The 15,546-nt window shown below is 33.2% G+C and carries 17 protein-coding genes; 4 read left to right on the forward strand and 13 right to left on the reverse strand.

Going from position 1 to position 15,546, the window contains the following annotated elements; genetic code table 11:
- Positions 1 to 55: 55 nt before the first annotated feature.
- Entirely contained in the window at positions 56 to 427 is a 372-nt protein-coding gene (locus ACR9EA_RS08100) for a DNA topoisomerase IV (protein WP_435139486.1), read from the reverse strand.
- Positions 428 to 461: 34 nt separating this feature from the next.
- The gene (locus ACR9EA_RS08105) at positions 462 to 881 is read right to left on the reverse strand and encodes a helix-turn-helix domain-containing protein (protein WP_435139488.1); all 420 of its coding nucleotides are present in this window, start codon (positions 879 to 881) and stop codon (positions 462 to 464) included.
- A gap of 303 nt (positions 882 to 1,184) precedes the next feature.
- Here ACR9EA_RS08105 and ACR9EA_RS08110 point away from each other — a divergent pair, with 303 nt between their 5' ends.
- Both ACR9EA_RS08110 and ACR9EA_RS08115 read left to right on the forward strand, forming a co-directional pair.
- Positions 1,185 to 2,339, forward strand: a complete 1,155-nt coding sequence (locus ACR9EA_RS08110; protein WP_435139490.1) for a M14 family metallopeptidase — start codon at positions 1,185 to 1,187, stop codon at positions 2,337 to 2,339.
- Positions 2,340 to 2,412: 73 nt separating this feature from the next.
- Positions 2,413 to 2,892: an Lrp/AsnC family transcriptional regulator gene (locus ACR9EA_RS08115; RefSeq protein ID WP_435139492.1), complete on the forward strand. Its 480-nt coding sequence runs from the start codon at positions 2,413 to 2,415 to the stop codon at positions 2,890 to 2,892.
- A gap of 81 nt (positions 2,893 to 2,973) precedes the next feature.
- On the opposite strand, the gene ACR9EA_RS08120 is transcribed toward ACR9EA_RS08115, so the two are convergent.
- Together ACR9EA_RS08120 and aroB are read right to left on the reverse strand one after the other, a co-directional pair.
- A complete protein-coding gene (locus ACR9EA_RS08120) occupies positions 2,974 to 3,300 on the reverse strand; it encodes a hypothetical protein (RefSeq protein ID WP_435139494.1) in 327 nt (108 codons plus the stop codon).
- A gap of 82 nt (positions 3,301 to 3,382) precedes the next feature.
- Positions 3,383 to 4,456 (reverse strand): 3-dehydroquinate synthase, encoded by a 1,074-nt coding sequence (aroB, locus tag ACR9EA_RS08125; RefSeq protein WP_435139496.1) that lies wholly within the window; start codon positions 4,454 to 4,456, stop codon positions 3,383 to 3,385.
- A gap of 95 nt (positions 4,457 to 4,551) precedes the next feature.
- On the opposite strand from aroB, the gene ACR9EA_RS08130 reads away from it, so the two are divergent.
- The gene (locus ACR9EA_RS08130; protein ID WP_435139498.1) at positions 4,552 to 5,727 is read left to right on the forward strand and encodes a proline dehydrogenase family protein; all 1,176 of its coding nucleotides are present in this window, start codon (positions 4,552 to 4,554) and stop codon (positions 5,725 to 5,727) included.
- 84 nt (positions 5,728 to 5,811) lie between these two features.
- Here the strand turns inward: ACR9EA_RS08130 and ACR9EA_RS08135 are convergent, their stop codons facing one another.
- The 5 genes from ACR9EA_RS08135 to ACR9EA_RS08155 all read right to left on the reverse strand — a co-directional run bounded on the left by ACR9EA_RS08135 (position 5,812) and on the right by ACR9EA_RS08155 (position 11,541).
- A complete protein-coding gene (locus ACR9EA_RS08135) occupies positions 5,812 to 6,483 on the reverse strand; it encodes a hypothetical protein (protein WP_435139500.1) in 672 nt (223 codons plus the stop codon).
- A gap of 86 nt (positions 6,484 to 6,569) precedes the next feature.
- A complete protein-coding gene (locus ACR9EA_RS08140) occupies positions 6,570 to 6,986 on the reverse strand; it encodes a thiol-disulfide oxidoreductase DCC family protein (protein ID WP_435139502.1) in 417 nt (138 codons plus the stop codon).
- A 19-nt stretch (positions 6,987 to 7,005) separates the two neighbouring features.
- The gene (locus ACR9EA_RS08145; protein WP_435139504.1) at positions 7,006 to 7,749 is read right to left on the reverse strand and encodes a DUF3575 domain-containing protein; all 744 of its coding nucleotides are present in this window, start codon (positions 7,747 to 7,749) and stop codon (positions 7,006 to 7,008) included.
- 71 nt (positions 7,750 to 7,820) lie between these two features.
- A complete protein-coding gene (locus tag ACR9EA_RS08150; protein WP_435139853.1) occupies positions 7,821 to 9,986 on the reverse strand; it encodes an endonuclease MutS2 in 2,166 nt (721 codons plus the stop codon).
- Between the two features lie 58 nt (positions 9,987 to 10,044).
- Positions 10,045 to 11,541, reverse strand: a complete 1,497-nt coding sequence (locus tag ACR9EA_RS08155; protein ID WP_435139506.1) for a YfcC family protein — start codon at positions 11,539 to 11,541, stop codon at positions 10,045 to 10,047.
- 80 nt (positions 11,542 to 11,621) lie between these two features.
- Between ACR9EA_RS08155 and ung the strand changes: the two genes are divergently transcribed.
- Positions 11,622 to 12,287, forward strand: a complete 666-nt coding sequence (ung, locus tag ACR9EA_RS08160; RefSeq protein ID WP_435139508.1) for a uracil-DNA glycosylase — start codon at positions 11,622 to 11,624, stop codon at positions 12,285 to 12,287.
- 255 nt (positions 12,288 to 12,542) lie between these two features.
- Here the strand turns inward: ung and ACR9EA_RS08165 are convergent, their stop codons facing one another.
- Genes ACR9EA_RS08165 through ACR9EA_RS08180 form a run of 4 tightly spaced genes read right to left on the reverse strand, consistent with a single transcriptional unit; the run spans position 12,543 to position 15,545 of the window.
- Positions 12,543 to 13,397 carry a substrate-binding domain-containing protein gene (locus ACR9EA_RS08165; protein WP_435139510.1) on the reverse strand — a complete coding sequence of 285 codons (855 nt, stop codon included), beginning with the start codon at positions 13,395 to 13,397 and terminating at the stop codon, positions 12,543 to 12,545.
- Positions 13,398 to 13,406: 9 nt separating this feature from the next.
- Entirely contained in the window at positions 13,407 to 14,279 is an 873-nt protein-coding gene (locus ACR9EA_RS08170; RefSeq protein ID WP_435139512.1) for a nucleoside phosphorylase, read from the reverse strand.
- Positions 14,269 to 15,216, reverse strand: coding sequence for a DUF1835 domain-containing protein (locus tag ACR9EA_RS08175; protein ID WP_435139514.1), 948 nt, complete (start codon positions 15,214 to 15,216; stop codon positions 14,269 to 14,271). Before ACR9EA_RS08175 ends, ACR9EA_RS08170 begins: the two co-directional genes overlap by 11 nt.
- A 2-nt stretch (positions 15,217 to 15,218) precedes the next feature.
- Positions 15,219 to 15,545 (reverse strand): translation initiation factor, encoded by a 327-nt coding sequence (locus tag ACR9EA_RS08180; RefSeq protein WP_435139516.1) that lies wholly within the window; start codon positions 15,543 to 15,545, stop codon positions 15,219 to 15,221.
- Position 15,546: the final 1 nt, after the last annotated feature.

Consider the following 15,546-nt stretch of genomic DNA (forward strand, 5'->3'; position numbering starts at 1 on the left):
GGGGTGAAAAAATCGATATTACACATCATATAAAACAGAATATCGGGTAAACTGTTTAGCGTGTTTTTATAGCCAGTCCTTTTTGTTTTTTATGTTCTCCAACATACGAATACTCAAAAGTATACGACGAGTCTGTTGTAGTTAGTATTTTTAAATGAATGTCTTTACTTTCAATTCTATTTTTTGGATTTATGGTGTGAAATATTGCTTCACAATCATTAATCCATCGTACTTCGCTAGAGTCGGTTTTATTGTTATAAGTTTCAATCTGTAAATTATCAGTTCTATTAAACTCAGATTTAAACAATTCTCCATCAATAGTAATTTCGCTGTAAAAATGCCCTGTTTTAAAATCGGAACAATTACGTTCTACTTGATAACAGCCTAAACAAACAAATGCTATAAGTGCTAATAAAATTAATTTCATACCTCTTCGGTTGTTTTGCGCAAAAATAGGAAAGTTAATTAGAGTTTTCAAAGTTTTGAAAGCTTCCGTCGGAGTAAAAAATCACGATGCGTTCTATTTGTTTTCCGTTAGTAGGTTGTGTAAAAACTTTTGAGATTGAATCTGATTGTTTTTTTGGTGCTGTAGCTTGCGTATCTGTTTTTGTGCTTGGTTGAGAAAACAGATCGGAAGGTGGTACGGTTTCAGTGGTTTTAGGAAATTTACCTTTTCCGTTTAATAGCCAATACAATTCAACCTCTGGATAAGCAGATAGTATTTTAAGAACAAAATCTAAACTAGGTTTGTTTCTTCCAGAAAGGATATGCGATATAGACGAACGTTGTACGCCAATTTTTTCGGCAAACGAGGAGGCTGATTCACCATAGAATTCAATCACTTTTTCTAGGCGTTTTGTAAATTCAGTGCTGTTTATCATTGTAAACAATTTCAAATTGTTATGTTGATTACAAATGTAAATTAAAAGGGTGAAACATGCAATAGTAAAGCTTTTTTATAAGTTAAAATGCTAATTTAAAACATTAAGTAAATATATATAATTAACTGAAAATTAATTATTAAACTAAATTTTAATATTGACTTATAAATTTTGGATACCATCTGTTTACTCACCTAAAAAGGAGAGGTTAATTGCTTACACATGTATACAAAATGAAATGAATTGCTTGTTTACATTTGTAAATGTTTAATTGTTTAGTTTTGTAAACAGAAAATAAAACAAATGACAAGTAAAGATATTTCGGTATTATATAATACGAACAAAGCTGTTCAGTTAAATGGTAGATATATTAATAACGCTCATATAGAACCTTTGTTAAAAAAATTGGGTAATTTGTTTAACGTTCAAATTATTGGGCGTTCGGTATTAAATAATCCTATTTATGCGGTTAAGTTCGGAACGGGAAAAAAAAGATTGTTGTTGTGGTCTCAAATGCATGGGAACGAATCGACAACAACGAAGGCTTTATTCGACTTTTTTAATACAGTTAAAACAGCTAACGATGATTTAAAATCGATTTTAAGTGCATTTACATTTTATGTTATTCCTATATTAAATCCAGATGGAGCGGAAGCTTACACCAGAATAAATGCAAATCAGGTCGATTTAAATAGGGATGCCCAAAACTTAAGTCAGCCAGAAAGCAAAATTTTAAGAGCTGTTTATAACGATTTTCAACCAGACTACTGTTTTAATTTGCACGGACAACGTACTATTTTTAGTGCGGGAACAACCAATAATATTGCTACGGTGTCGTTTTTATCGCCTTCGCAAGATGCCGAAAGAACGATTACAGACTCTCGTAAAATTGGTATGGAAGTAATTGCGGCTATGAATAACACTTTGCAAGAGTTAATACCTAATCAGGTTGGCCGGTACGACGACGGATTTAATTTAAATTGTGTTGGCGATACGTTTCAGTCGTTTAATGTTCCTACTATATTATTTGAAGCAGGGCATTTCCCTAACGATTACGCTAGAGAGCAAACCCGCTTTTATATTTATGCGGCCTATTTAAGTGCTTTTAACTATATAGCTAACCACGATAATTTAGGAGCGCATTATCAGGCTTATTTAGATATACCAGAAAACGACAAATGTTTTCTGGATGTTATTATTAGAAATGCCAATGTAGGTACAGAGCAATCTCCTGTAATTGCTGACATAGGAGTGTTATTTGTTGAAAAATTAATTAACAAAAACATTGCATTTATCCCAAAAATAGAAATCATTGGAAATTTGAATAATAGCTATGGTCATAAGGAATTTAACGCTAAGAAAATGAACGTGTTAAGTAGAGATAAGCAGGTGTTAATTGAGGGCAGCGAAAACGATTTCGTTTACATTGGTAATGATAAATTTTTATTAAAAATGTGAATTCCTTAATAATTTGGTAAGATTTATCGGTGAAAATGTATTATTTTTGTTTTAAAGAACCAAATGTAGACAAATGGCAAAATTTAAATTAGACGAAATTGATCACCAAATTCTTGATATGTTAATCGACAATACAAGAGTTCCTTTTACAGATATTGCAAAGAAATTATTAATTTCGGCGGGTACTGTACATGTAAGAGTTAAAAAGATGGAAGATGCAGGAATTATTCAAGGCTCTTCATTAACTTTAGATTATAAAAAATTAGGGTATTCTTTTATCGCTTATATAGGTGTATATTTAAACAACACTTCTCAAACAAAATTTGTTTTAGAGCGTATAAACGAATTACCTTTCGTTACAGTAGCACACATTACTACTGGTAAATTTAATATTTTCTGTAAAATTCGTGCTAGAAACACAGCTCATGCTAAAGATGTTATTTTTATGATTGATGACATTGAAGGTGTATACAGAACAGAAACAATGATTTCTTTAGAAGAAAGTATTAACGATAAGAAACGTTTAATGCATTATATTTTTAACGAATTATAATAATGCTATTATAGTCTAGTATTCTCTCTAAGTAAAAAAATACTGTCTATTTATATAAAAGAGCCTTTTTGGGCTCTTTTTTTATTCTTCCTCATCATTAAAAACCATCGTGTTGTCTATAATGGCATTAGGCGTGTTTTCGTGATCATCAACAATAACATGCCCAGAATCGTTTACGTTTAGATCTTCTACGGTGTCAAAATTAGTCATCGTATAACGCAATTTACTACTAACTTTTACTAGGTATATGGCTTCTGGGGTTTTAATTTCTACAGCTTCAATAGTTTCGTTTTTACAATTGTCGAAAGTGATTATATCGCTGTCGTTATAGCCGTCGGGAAATTTCTCCGTTAATTTGGTAAGAATTTCCGGAGTTAATTTTTTATAATCTACAATTACTTTTTTCATATCTAATTGGGTTTTTAGATAATCAATAGTAATCTTAAAAAGTCTTATTTTGGGTTGAAATAAATTTACAAATAATTTTTAGTTAAGCATAGGTGTTGTAAACATTTAACGCTTCAATTATTAACTCGTTAGAAACGGTGCAATCTATTTTTGTTTTACCAATGCCTTCTAGTAAAACAAAGTAAATACTACCGTGCGCATTCTTTTTGTCGTATTTTAATAACTCTATTATTGGCGCATAGTCGTCTGGTGTTATAGCAACAAAATCATAAATGTCTAAAATTACATTTTTAATGTCGTTATAAGCATCAATGCTTAAACCAGTTAATTTTGTAGAAATATAAGATTCCAGAATCATACCTATAGCAATAGCTTCGCCATGAAGTAAATCGGTTTTTTCTGGGTGACTTAAAAAATACGATTCTATGGCGTGTCCTAAAGTGTGTCCGTAATTTAAAGTTTTACGCAGTCCATTCTCATTAGGGTCAATATCTACAACATGCTTTTTTATTAATATAGATTCGTAAATTAATTCATCTAAATTTGAAATGTTTAAAGATGATAAATTTTTGAAATGATCCCAATACGTCTGATCTTGAATAAGCCCATGTTTTAACATTTCGGCCAAGCCAGAACGCATTTCGTTTTGCGGCAAAGTGTTTAAATAGTCTGTATCTACTATAACCATTTTTGGAGAGTTAATAACACCAATCTGGTTTTTTAAACTGCCAAGATCGACACCTGTTTTACCTCCAATAGAAGCATCTACCATGGCTAAAAGTGTGGTCGGAATGTTAATAAAAGCAATACCTCGCTTAAATGTAGAGGCCACAAAACCACCTAAATCTGTAACAACACCACCGCCTAAATTAATAAGTAAACTTTTACGGTCTGCACCAAGTTCCGAAAGTGCATTCCAAACGCCAACACAAGTATCTATGGTTTTAAAGGTTTCTCCTGCTTCAATTTCTATAATTTCAATTTGAATAGTGGTTGCAAGTGTTTCTAAAAAACGAGCCAAACAATGGTTGTGAGTGTTTTGGTCTACTAAAATAAAAATTATTGAAGGGTTACTGCTCTCAATGTATTTGTTGATTGATTCATAACCACTTACATTAAAATGGATTTTATTGGTTTTGGTTTCGATGCTTGTCATAGAATGTTCTTAAAAAAAGACGCGTGAAAATAAGGAGTTTTTTGCAAAAAAGTAAGTCATTGTTAATTATATTTGCAAACTATTTTTTTTGAGGTATGATTGACAATACTATTTTTGACAATACAGAAATTGCTTTTGCCTTAAAAAGCGATTCGGAATTAGAAAGAGCTTACTTTCTATTTAAAATGATCTCTATAGAACCACTTGTTAGAATAGGGACTGCAGCTACTAATTTTGCTATTAAAGCAAAGCTGCCTGTAGAGGGGTTAATTCGCGCCACGGTATTCGACCATTTTTGTGGAGGTGTTAACGAAGAAGATTGCCTTACTGTTATTGATAAAATGTACGAGAAAGGCGTGAGTTCCGTTTTGGATTATTCGGTAGAGGGTAAAGAAAATGAAGCTGAATTTGATGCCGCTTTAAAAATTACGCTTAAGATTGTAAATTTTGCAGACGACAGAAAATCGATACCGATTGCTGTTTTTAAACCAACGGGATTCGGTCGTTTTGCTTTATACGAAAAAATAGGAAAAGGCGAAACACTTACGGCTAAAGAACAAGCGGAGTGGGAGCGCGTTGTAAATCGTTACGATATGGTGTGCCAAGCAGCAAAAAACAAAGATATTGCTGTTTTAATTGATGCCGAAGAAAGCTGGATGCAAGATGCAGCCGACGATTTAATTACAAACATGATGCGCAAATACAACACCGAAAAACCTGTAGTGTATAATACGTTACAAATGTATAGACACGATCGGTTGGAGTTTCTTAAAAAGCAGCATGAATTAGCTAAAAAAGAGCATTTTTATTTAGGCTATAAATTAGTGCGCGGTGCTTATATGGAAAAGGAAAATGATAGAGCAGAGGAACTCGGCTACCCAACACCTATTTGTGAAAATAAAGAAGCCACCGATATTAATTTTAATGCAGGTGTAAGCTACATGTTAGAGCATTTAAGCGACATGTCGTTATTTGCTGGAACACATAACGAATATAGTTCGTATTTGGTAATGGATTTGATGAAAGCCAAAGGTATTGATAAGTCGGATAAACGTGTTTGGTTTGGACAGTTGTACGGCATGAGTGATCACATAAGTTTTAATTTATCGCATCTGGGGTATAATGTAGCCAAATATGTGCCTTTTGGCCCAGTTAAAGACGTTATGCCGTATTTAATACGACGTGCCGAAGAAAATACGTCGGTAGCAGGGCAAACAGGGCGCGAATTGGCTTTACTAACTAAAGAGAAAAAGCGTAGAAAGAAAAGCTAAATATTAAAAATAAGATAGAGTATAAACCAAAAAAAAAGCTAGAAGATGATTCTAGCTTTTTTTATATAAATTAAACGCTGTTTGTTATTTATGCGATAAAGATTTCATTACTTTATAAGCATATTCTTCTGCATTTTTACTCACGTTTTGTGGGTCTTCAATTTCTGTAGTTACTACTGCAATTAATTGTTTGCCTTCGGCTTCATCTAAATTGTAAGTTACTGTTTCTAAAACAAAATCTCTTACTGTTCTAGTTGTAATCGTTGAAGGCGAATACGTACCAACACCTACATAAGTCATAGGGTAGTTGTAGTATCCGTAAAATCCACCATAATAGCCAGGGTACATACCGCCAAAAGTTCCACCAGCATAATAACCACCGTCTTGTGTAGTTTGGGTAGATTCTCTATAATCCTTAATTACAGTTAAAACCACTGCATTATAACCTTCTCTTTTTATAGTTTCGGCAAGCGCTTTAGTTTGTTCTTCTGTTAATTTTTTGTCTGGTTCTATGTGTGGTAATTCTTTAAAGCTTTCTGTTGCTTTAAGCCCATTATCGCGTAGTTGCTTAGCAATTTCTTGTTCGAATGCAATTCTAGCTTGGTTGTTATCTGTTCTGGCAATTACTAAAATGTTTTTATCTCTTATGGTCGACACATTGTCTGATTTCCAAGAGTCTAAAACTTTTACACTAGAGCAGCTGTTTAAAACAAATGCCATTACTAATATTAAAAGTGAATAATTTGATGTTTTCATAAGTTGTTTTTAAATGAATTAATTTTAGAATATTCAAAAGTATGCTGTTACTATTTAATTTGAAAGAAAAATCTTTATTTACTGCTTTAATTAAGAAACTTTGCTTGCAAGTGCTTGGTAGGTAACATGCAAGATTCTTTTTTGCCAAACCATTTGTATCTGTTTTTGGCAATGTAACTGTAAACCCAATCGCGTATTGGTTTTGGGATAATTAAAAAAACAGCCAATAAGTTAACGGGAAACTGTAATTGGGCAGCAATTTTTAAAGCTGCAGTAGATTTTGTGTATAGTTTGTTTTTTGGGCTATACAATAAAATAGAATCGGTTTTTGCCGTATTTATATTAAACGCTTCAATAATAGGTTTAGAAGTTTCGCCTTGCAGTGGTGCAAACTTAAAAATATTGTCTTTATCGTTTTTAATAATAAATTGTATTGAAGACTCACATAAATTACAAACGCCATCAAAAAGCACAAGGTTTTGGTTTGGGTTTAAAATGGTCATTTTTTATACGTTTTATGAATTAAAATGTGTAACCGATAGCAATACCATATCTAAATGATAATGCTGAAAACTTTGATCTTCGATTAACATCGGAAAACCTGAAATCTGAATTTATAAAATCTAATAAACTGTATTTTTCTAGGGTTGTATTTAAATCGTCGTAAAATTCGTCTGGTAAATCCTTTTCGTTTTCTAATTTAAAATTATAGTGCCCAGTACCTGGCCCAGCAATCATAAAGTCGATATTGAAATGTTTTGAAATAGGAAGTTTGTAACCAAACATTAATCCTGCTGATGTAATATTGGTTCCGACATCAAATTTTAATTCGTATTCAATGTTTTCAGAACTAATATATTTTCCTGTTAAATCACTACTGTAGTTCGAGTATTTTAAATAGGCGCCAAAATAAAATCCTGTTAAGGTTTTTCTAGCTGTTTGTTTTAAATAATAGCGCACTTCTGGTATAATTTGAAAACCGCTGTAAAATATTTCATCAGTTTTTACTTTATCGCCGTCGAGCCCCGAAATTTTTAATAATCCTTCTTTTCCTTTGTAACCTATACCTAAATTTGCTGTAAAATTCTTCCAGATATAACGCTCGTAAGAGAATTGGTAAACGCCGTTTACAACCTGTAAAACTTCAAAAGAAATTTCATTTTTATAATTCGTATAGGTTTTGTCGTTGCTATAGTCTATGTCTTGGCTAAAACTTGTTGTGCTCGCTAAAAGGAGCACGATAAGTATGCATATTGAATTTTTCATATAAGTATTGATTAACGATGTATTAATTTACAAAAAAAGCTGGTGATTTGGCCTGTTTTTAACGGCTTTATTTAGCGCTTCGCTTCAACTAGCTCCAACTGGTTTAAATCTACATTGGTAGTAAAAATACCGTAATTAACTATGGCTTTATTTTTTTCGATGTTGTCTATACTTCCTACAGCTTTGCCATCTAACATTCTAACGCGGTCGCCAACTTTTAAAATAGGGCGGGGTTTGGGCTGTTCTATTTCTTTTTTCTTGGCTTCTTTCTTTTTTTGCCTAATAACGGCAACTTTCTTTTCGGCTTCTTTTATTACTTGTTGTTCTTTAGCTTTTTGGGCACGTTTTTGCTTTGCAGAAACTTTTTTTCGTTTAGAATTTTCTATCTGTACGACTTTAAAAAGTTCGTCTAGCAGTTCTTTTTTGCGCTTATTTTCGAAATATTTTTCAGAAATGTCGTTTACTTTTTGTCCTAAATAAATCAAACGCTGGTTGCTGTCATAAAGTTCCTGATAGTTTTCGAGTTTTTTTTGAATGCGTGCATTAATCTCTTCTAGTTTTTCGGCTTCCGATTGTTTCTTTTGTTCGTTTACTTTTAAAGAGCGTTCGGTTTTTTCTAATTTATTTCGCTCTTTTTGAAGCTTGGCAATCGTGGCATCAAAACGTACTTTGCTGCCTTCAATTTTCTTTTTAGCTTTATTGATTAGGTTGTAAGGAATGCCGTTTTTCTGGGCAACTTCGAAAGTGAAAGAGCTTCCTGCCTGACCCAAAACTAATTTAAAAATAGGTTCTAAGGTTTTATTGTTAAACTGCATATTGGCATTTTGCATGTGTGGCAGTTCGTTGGCCAATATTTTTAAATTGGAATAATGCGTGGTAATAATTCCGAATGCTTCTCTAGAGTAAAATTCTTCTAAAAAGGTTTCGGCTAAGGCGCCGCCTAATTCCGGATCACTACCTGTTCCAAATTCATCAATCAAAAATAAGGTGTTACTGTTGCATTTTTTTAGAAAATAATTCATTTGCTTTAAGCGGTAGCTGTAAGTACTTAAATGATTTTCTATAGATTGGTTATCGCCAATATCGCTTAAAACGCGATCAAAAATAGAAGTTCTACTGCGTTCGTGTACGGGAATAAGCATGCCACTTTGTAGCATAACCTGTAGTAGTCCAACGGTTTTTAAGGTGATGCTTTTTCCTCCTGCATTGGGACCGGATATAACAATTATGCGATTATCTTCGTTAAGCGTAATTGTCTGCGGATAGGTTGTTGCTCCTTTTTTAGAATTTGTTAAATATAGCAGTGGGTGATAGGCGTCTTTAAGAAATACATCGCGATCGCCTGTTATTTCTGGTAAAATGGCTTGCAATGCTTTGGCGTATTGTGCTTTGGCATATACCACATCGGTTTTTATTAAAAACGCTTGATAATCCTTTAATAATGGAGAAAACGGACGAATAAAATTGGTGACATCTTTTAATATTTTTACAATTTCTTCCTGTTCTTCGTATTGTAAATTGTGTAATTCCCTTGTGTATTTTAAGGTGGTTTCAGGTTCTATATAAACAATACTACCGGTTTTACTGCTTCCCATAATAGAGCCTTTAACCTTACGTCTGTACATGGCTTTTACGGCTAAAACGCGTTTGTTGTCTACAACAGATTCTCTAATATCGTCTAAATATTCTAAGGCTTGATATGTATTTAGGGCTGTGGTAAAGCTCTGATTTATTTGCCCCTTAAGCTTGTTAATTTCTTGTCGGAGTTCAAACAATTTAGGCGATGCATTATTTTTAATATCTCCAAAACGATCTACAATGGCATCGATTTTTTCAATTAAAACTTTTGTGACTTCAATATGTGAAGCTGCCTGATAAAGTGTAGGGTAATACTCCTGAAATTTCTTTAGAAAAACAATTATTTCATTAACGGATTGCGACATCGCTACGATCTTCTTCAACCCGTGAACTTCTAAAAATGCATTTTCTATATTTAAGAGTTTTAATTCTTTAGTAATTGCATCAAAACCATGATTAGGTATTCTGTTTTCGTTATAAAAAGAAGAAACATATTCGTGAGTGAGTTGTAACTCGTATAATACATCTGTTTTCCTTTTAAAAGGTGAAATGTTTAATGCTTCCTGATTACCTAATGCAGTTATGCAGTATTCGCTAACTTGATGTAATACTGTTTGAAATTCTAAATCTTGTAATGTCTTTTTATGAATGTTTATCATTCTATTTTCCGATGCAGTTAAAAACTGCAAATTTAAAGAAATTAATAGGTTAAAGCCATTAAATGTAAACCGAAATTGTAAGTACAATCATGGTAAACAGCAATAGAATGATTATTAATGGGATTACAAACTTCAGCCATTTGTTAAAGCCTATTTTAACTATGGCTAACGAGGCTAAAATTAACCCTGTAGGATTTATAAAAGCAAAAAGCCCCATACCAAATTGGTAAGCATTAACAACCAACTCTCTACCTATACCAATACCATCTGCTAGAGGTGCCATAATGGGCATGGTTAATACGGCCATGCCGGAAGACGAAGGTATAAAAAACGATAGCGCACTATATATGTAAAGCATCGCATTTATAAAAACACCTTTGTTCATGCCTGCTGTGGCAGAGCTAGCGTAATACAGCAAGGTGTCGCTAATTAAACCGTCTTCCATTAAAACAGTTACGCCTCTGGCAATACCAATTATAAAAGCAACTCCTAGTAAATCGTTAGCACCATTAATAAACGTGTCTACAAATTCAGATTCTTTAATTTTTGCGATTAAACCAATTGCAAGAGCGCCTACAAAAAATACGGTAGTCATTTCTAAAAACCACCAGTCTAGTCTAGAAACGCCATAAATCATAATTACAAAACATAAAGCGAATAAGCACAGAATGAATTTAAATTTAGCATTTAAAGCGGTTGTTGCTGAATTAATATGTATAGGAAATAACTGTTCTATCTCTTCTTTCTGATTAAAAATTATAGATTTTGAAGCATCCTTTTTTACTTTTTGGGCATAGTTAATAATGTATGCTAAACATATGATGAGCCCGATACCTAGAACCAAACATCTTGAAACTAAACCGGAAGTCCAATTTATCCCAGCAGCATTAGAGGCTATAATGGTGCTAAACGGATTAACAGTCGATGCCATCGTACCCATACAAGAGCCAATATAAATTGAAGCTAGTGCCACCATGGCATCGTATTTTGCAGCTAAAAACACAGGAATTAAAATAGGGTAGAAGGCGATAGTTTCTTCGGCCAAACCAAAGGTCGTTCCCCCTATAGCAATTAAAGTGGTTATTACAATTATTAACACATACTCTCTGCCTTTTAAGGCTTTAGCTAAGCCCGAGATTCCTGCTTCAAATGCACCGGTAAAGTTCATAATTCCTATAAATCCACCAATAATTAGTACAAATAGAATAACGTCTATAGATTCTAAAATACCTCTAATGGGCGACTGTAAAAAAGCTATAATACCTTGTGGGTTATTCTGTAATTTATGGTAGGTGTTTGGTATGGCTATTGGCTTCCAAATGTCACCATTAGTAAATTTTTCTATGGGAATTTTAATTTGTAATTGCTCGAGTGTTTCTTGGATGGCAGGTAAATCGTTGGTGTTAATCTGTCCAGATTGGGTAAACGTATTGGTCTCGGAATTGTATTGTAATCTATCGTATTTTCCAGAAGGAATCACCCAAGTTAATACGGCTACAAAAATAGCTATGAGTAATAAAACAGTTTGCGCTGTAGGAAATTTAATGTTTTTCATTACAGAAATATGCTATTTTAAAATTAATGTTGGAAAGATAATACTATTTTTAAATTTGAAGTTTTAAAAGTAAATCAGCGATGCACAATTATATAAATAACGATTGGTTTTTAATATTAAAAGATGAGTTTGAAAAACCTTATTTTAAAAGCTTATGGCTTTTTGTAGAAGAAGAATACAAAAAGTCGGTTTGTTATCCACCAAAACCTTTAATTTTCAATGCGTTTAATCAGTGTGCGTTAAAGGATTTAAAAGTAGTGATAATAGGGCAAGATCCTTATCACGGAGCAGGGCAGGCCAATGGTTTGTGCTTTTCTGTTGCTGATGGTTTTCCGCATCCACCATCATTAAAAAATATTTTTAAAGAATTAGAAGCCGATGTATCAAAACCTTATCCGGAAAGTGGAAATTTAGAGGCTTGGGCTAAGCAAGGTATTTTATTGCTTAATGCTACTTTAACAGTTGAGGCTGGTAAAGCGGGGAGCCATCAAAATAAAGGTTGGGAAATTTTTACCGATACGGTTATAAAAACCATTAGCAACGAATCTTCTGGAATTGTGTTTTTATTGTGGGGTGGTTACGCCAAAAAGAAAACGAAACTTATCGATACCAAAAAGCACGAAGTATTAACTTCTGGGCACCCTTCGCCATTAAGCGCTAATCGGGGCTTTTGGTTTGGCAATCATCATTTTAGTAAAACTAACTCCCTGTTGCAGCTAAATAAGGAATCTTCGATTTATTGGTAGCTAATTTTTCTGGAGATAACGTTTTAATTCTTTCAGTGTTGCGTTTAACAGTCTTAGTAGGCGTCGTTTTATTGCAGCTAAAAAATAATAGGGCAAAATTAATGCCTATTAAAACAGCTAAAATTGTTAAAATTGTCATAAACATAGATTGGTGGGGTTGCAATTTTTTTCAAAAATAGCTATAACCCACGGTTTATCCTAAAAATGAAAGCAAACTTTTAACTTTATTTTTAGTTTTAACAAAGTATATGTAGTTTAAATAATTGTTACCAAATTGTTATAATCTTGTTTTTCGGGAATTAAATCTAAGGCAAACAACTGATTTTGAACAGTGTTTAAAGTGTTTTTATCGATTAACTCTTGGCTCCATTCGGTCATTTCTAGCCAGGCTTGCACGTCTGTTATTTGCTGATTGTATCTGTTTGCAATGGTGTGGTCTATAGAAGGTATATTTTTAAAATCGGAAGTAGTATTATTAATAATGTCTAAAATGGTTTTCATAACGGAAGCGTTTTCTTTTAAAAACTCATTTCTAACCGCAATTACAAAACAAGGCCATGGAGAAGGGCAATTACCAATATTTCTAAATATTCCCGAATCTACAAGGGGTTTTGTGGTGTATTTTTCCCACATAAAATAATCGGCTGTGCCTTCGGTTAAACCAGTTACAGCGCCATCTAAATCGTTTATTACTTCAAACTTTAAATCGGCATCCATATTCCAATTATGGTTTTGTGCATTCACATAAGCCATTAAATGAGATCCTGACCCATAACGACTTATAGCGGCTTTGGTGCCTTTTAATTCTTCAATGGTGTTGTAAGGTGAATTTTGGGCAACATGTATACCCCAATGTAAAGGCGTTTTTACAAAAGTTTGTACAATGGTACTAGGGTTTCCGGCAACAATATCGGCAACTATGCCTTCGGTAAGTATTACAGCAATATCAATTTCTTTTGTTCTTAGGGCTTTACACATTTCGCCGGTACCACCAAAAAAATCGTGCCAGCGCAAATTGATGTTTTCGGCTTTATATTCTCCATTTTTTAAGGTTAAATACCAAGGTAAATTAAAATGTTCTGGTACGCCTCCTATATTTACTTGTATCATATTTTAAGATTATAAGTTTACGATTTTAGTTAAGGTGTAACTTATAAGTTGCTCTATCGCTAATCCCGGATTTTTGCTAAAAGTACCAGCAGCTCTATTGGCGATTATGGCATTTATAGACAGGGCTTTATGGCCGAGTAATTGTGCCAGAGCGTAAATAGCTGCGGTTTCCATTTCTAAATTCGTTATTTTTAGATTGTTGTAGTTAAAGGTTTGTATGCTGTCGTTAAGCGTGTTATCTTCCAATTCTAGTCGTAAAATGCGTCCTTGAGGGCCGTAAAATCCGCTAGCCGTTGCTGTTATTCCTGAGCTTGTTTTTTCTGAACAGATTTTGCTTTCTAGTTCTGAATTTCCAGAAATTAATACTGGTTTAGATTTTTTGGAACTCCAGTTGGTGTGCTTTACAAAAGCAGCTTCGACTTCTGGGTTACCAATATGTTTCAAATTATAAAAATGAAGCATACCGCTAAAATCCAAACCATGACTGCTTACTAAAAACGAATCGACAGCAATATCTTCTTGGAGTGCACCAGACGTGCCAATGCGGATAATGTTTAAAGCTGTTAGTTGTTTTTTTACAGTTCGTGTATTAAAATCGATATTTACTAAAGCATCCAGTTCATTAAGTACAATATCTATATTATCGCACCCTATGCCAGTAGAAATAACTGTTATGCGTTTGCCTTTGTAACGTCCCGTCTCGGTTTTGAATTCGCGTTTTTGTATAGAAAACTCGATAGAATCGAAATGTTTAGATATTTTGGAAACACGATTTTGGTCTCCTACCAAAATAACGGTTTGTGCTATATGTTCGGGTTTTAAATTAAGATGGTAAATACTGCCATCTGGATTTAGAATGAGTTCGGAGTCCTTAATTGGCATAGTTAATAGATTTTATAAGTTTATTACATTCGGTATTAAAATAAAAATCGTGTTTTTTAGCGCCGCCATAAATCATTTTATCGTCTGCTAAATTCGCATAATTATTTTGAAGAAATAATGCTTTAAACCCATGCTGATTCAATTTTAACGTATGATTTTCTTCGGTGTAAAACACATGTAACCGATCTATAATACGTTGCATTTGCAGGTCTCCATAGCCATAATATCCTTGGTAGTTTAGGGCATAACCTAATAAATGATGCTTAGACTTAATATCGTTTTGCTCTATTATTTTTAAAATATTAAGCTCAATTTCGTTAATACCGTTTTTAGAATTTGGAAAACGCTGTAAATGCGCCTTTAAGCAATTGCTTAAATATACAAACGACGAATCTTTAACAATAAAAGGTTTTAATAGGTTGTGATCGTTCCCGTTGTATATGCTCCAAACCTGTTGTGCTAATTCTATATCGGATGGTTTAAGCTCAATTTTATTTTTATAATGATGGAGTAATTGCTTATTATTTAATTCTGATAAGCCTTTTAATTCGTGTTTATTTTCATGAATCCAGCCGCTACACACTAAATATATTGGTAGTTGAATGTTTTTTTGAAGTAATAGATTAATAACACCAATTAGATTAATATGGCAAAATAAATCGTATTCAAACCAAAGCACAATTTCTTTATAAGCACTTACATCGTCTAGAATACTAACATCGCTTTTTACTTGAATTTCATTTATTTCTAACTGATAGGTGTCTTGTAAAAACTGCTTTCTTAGGTCTAAAAACTCCACCGAATTAATAGCTTCTAGTGTCGGGCCTTCGCATAACATTTCGTGCCAAGTCAAGAAATCGCCTTCTACTTGAAGCTCGGTTAAGTAATGAGTTAAATTACTACCGTTTGTAATGTGCAATGTGTTGGCGCTTTTCATGACTAACCACCCACGCGTTTAACGTTAAATCCTTTATCTTTTAAAATCGACATGATTTTATCGCGATAATCACCTTGTATTATAATTTTATCATCTTTAAAACTTCCGCCAACACTTAATGCTTTTTTAATGTCTTTGGCTAATTGTTTAAAATCTTCGGATGCACCTGTGTAACCTTCTAAAATGGTTATGGGTTTTCCTTTGCGTTTTTCGTATTTACATAAAATGGGGTCGTCTTGCAGCCAAATATCAGACGTGTCTTCAGTTATTTGGTCTTCAGATTCTTCGTGATCTGGGAATAAATTTTTAAGCTGATCTTTTAAGTCCATG

Source organism: Formosa sp. A9 (assembly GCF_051200825.1).
Classification (GTDB): domain Bacteria; phylum Bacteroidota; class Bacteroidia; order Flavobacteriales; family Flavobacteriaceae; genus Formosa.

What these genes read in the sequence shown, in the direction of transcription:
- ACR9EA_RS08175 (WP_435139514.1), bottom strand. Translation starts at nt 15,216, where the DNA reads ATGAAAAGCGCCAACACATTGCACATTACAAACGGTAGTAATTTAACT.
- ACR9EA_RS08135 (WP_435139500.1), bottom strand. Translation starts at nt 6,483, where the DNA reads ATGAAAACATCAAATTATTCACTTTTAATATTAGTAATGGCATTTGTT.
- ACR9EA_RS08105 (WP_435139488.1), bottom strand. Translation starts at nt 881, where the DNA reads ATGATAAACAGCACTGAATTTACAAAACGCCTAGAAAAAGTGATTGAA.
- ACR9EA_RS08130 (WP_435139498.1), top strand. Translation starts at nt 4,552, where the DNA reads ATGATTGACAATACTATTTTTGACAATACAGAAATTGCTTTTGCCTTA.
- ACR9EA_RS08155 (WP_435139506.1), bottom strand. Translation starts at nt 11,541, where the DNA reads ATGAAAAACATTAAATTTCCTACAGCGCAAACTGTTTTATTACTCATA.
- ACR9EA_RS08110 (WP_435139490.1), top strand. Translation starts at nt 1,185, where the DNA reads ATGACAAGTAAAGATATTTCGGTATTATATAATACGAACAAAGCTGTT.
- ACR9EA_RS08165 (WP_435139510.1), bottom strand. Translation starts at nt 13,397, where the DNA reads ATGATACAAGTAAATATAGGAGGCGTACCAGAACATTTTAATTTACCT.
- ACR9EA_RS08145 (WP_435139504.1), bottom strand. Translation starts at nt 7,749, where the DNA reads ATGAAAAATTCAATATGCATACTTATCGTGCTCCTTTTAGCGAGCACA.
- ACR9EA_RS08115 (WP_435139492.1), top strand. Translation starts at nt 2,413, where the DNA reads ATGGCAAAATTTAAATTAGACGAAATTGATCACCAAATTCTTGATATG.
- aroB (WP_435139496.1), bottom strand. Translation starts at nt 4,456, where the DNA reads ATGACAAGCATCGAAACCAAAACCAATAAAATCCATTTTAATGTAAGT.
- ACR9EA_RS08120 (WP_435139494.1), bottom strand. Translation starts at nt 3,300, where the DNA reads ATGAAAAAAGTAATTGTAGATTATAAAAAATTAACTCCGGAAATTCTT.
- ACR9EA_RS08100 (WP_435139486.1), bottom strand. Translation starts at nt 427, where the DNA reads ATGAAATTAATTTTATTAGCACTTATAGCATTTGTTTGTTTAGGCTGT.
- ACR9EA_RS08170 (WP_435139512.1), bottom strand. Translation starts at nt 14,279, where the DNA reads ATGCCAATTAAGGACTCCGAACTCATTCTAAATCCAGATGGCAGTATT.
- ACR9EA_RS08150 (WP_435139853.1), bottom strand. Translation starts at nt 9,986, where the DNA reads ATGATAAACATTCATAAAAAGACATTACAAGATTTAGAATTTCAAACA.
- ACR9EA_RS08140 (WP_435139502.1), bottom strand. Translation starts at nt 6,986, where the DNA reads ATGACCATTTTAAACCCAAACCAAAACCTTGTGCTTTTTGATGGCGTT.
- ACR9EA_RS08180 (WP_435139516.1), bottom strand. Translation starts at nt 15,545, where the DNA reads ATGGACTTAAAAGATCAGCTTAAAAATTTATTCCCAGATCACGAAGAA.
- ung (WP_435139508.1), top strand. Translation starts at nt 11,622, where the DNA reads ATGCACAATTATATAAATAACGATTGGTTTTTAATATTAAAAGATGAG.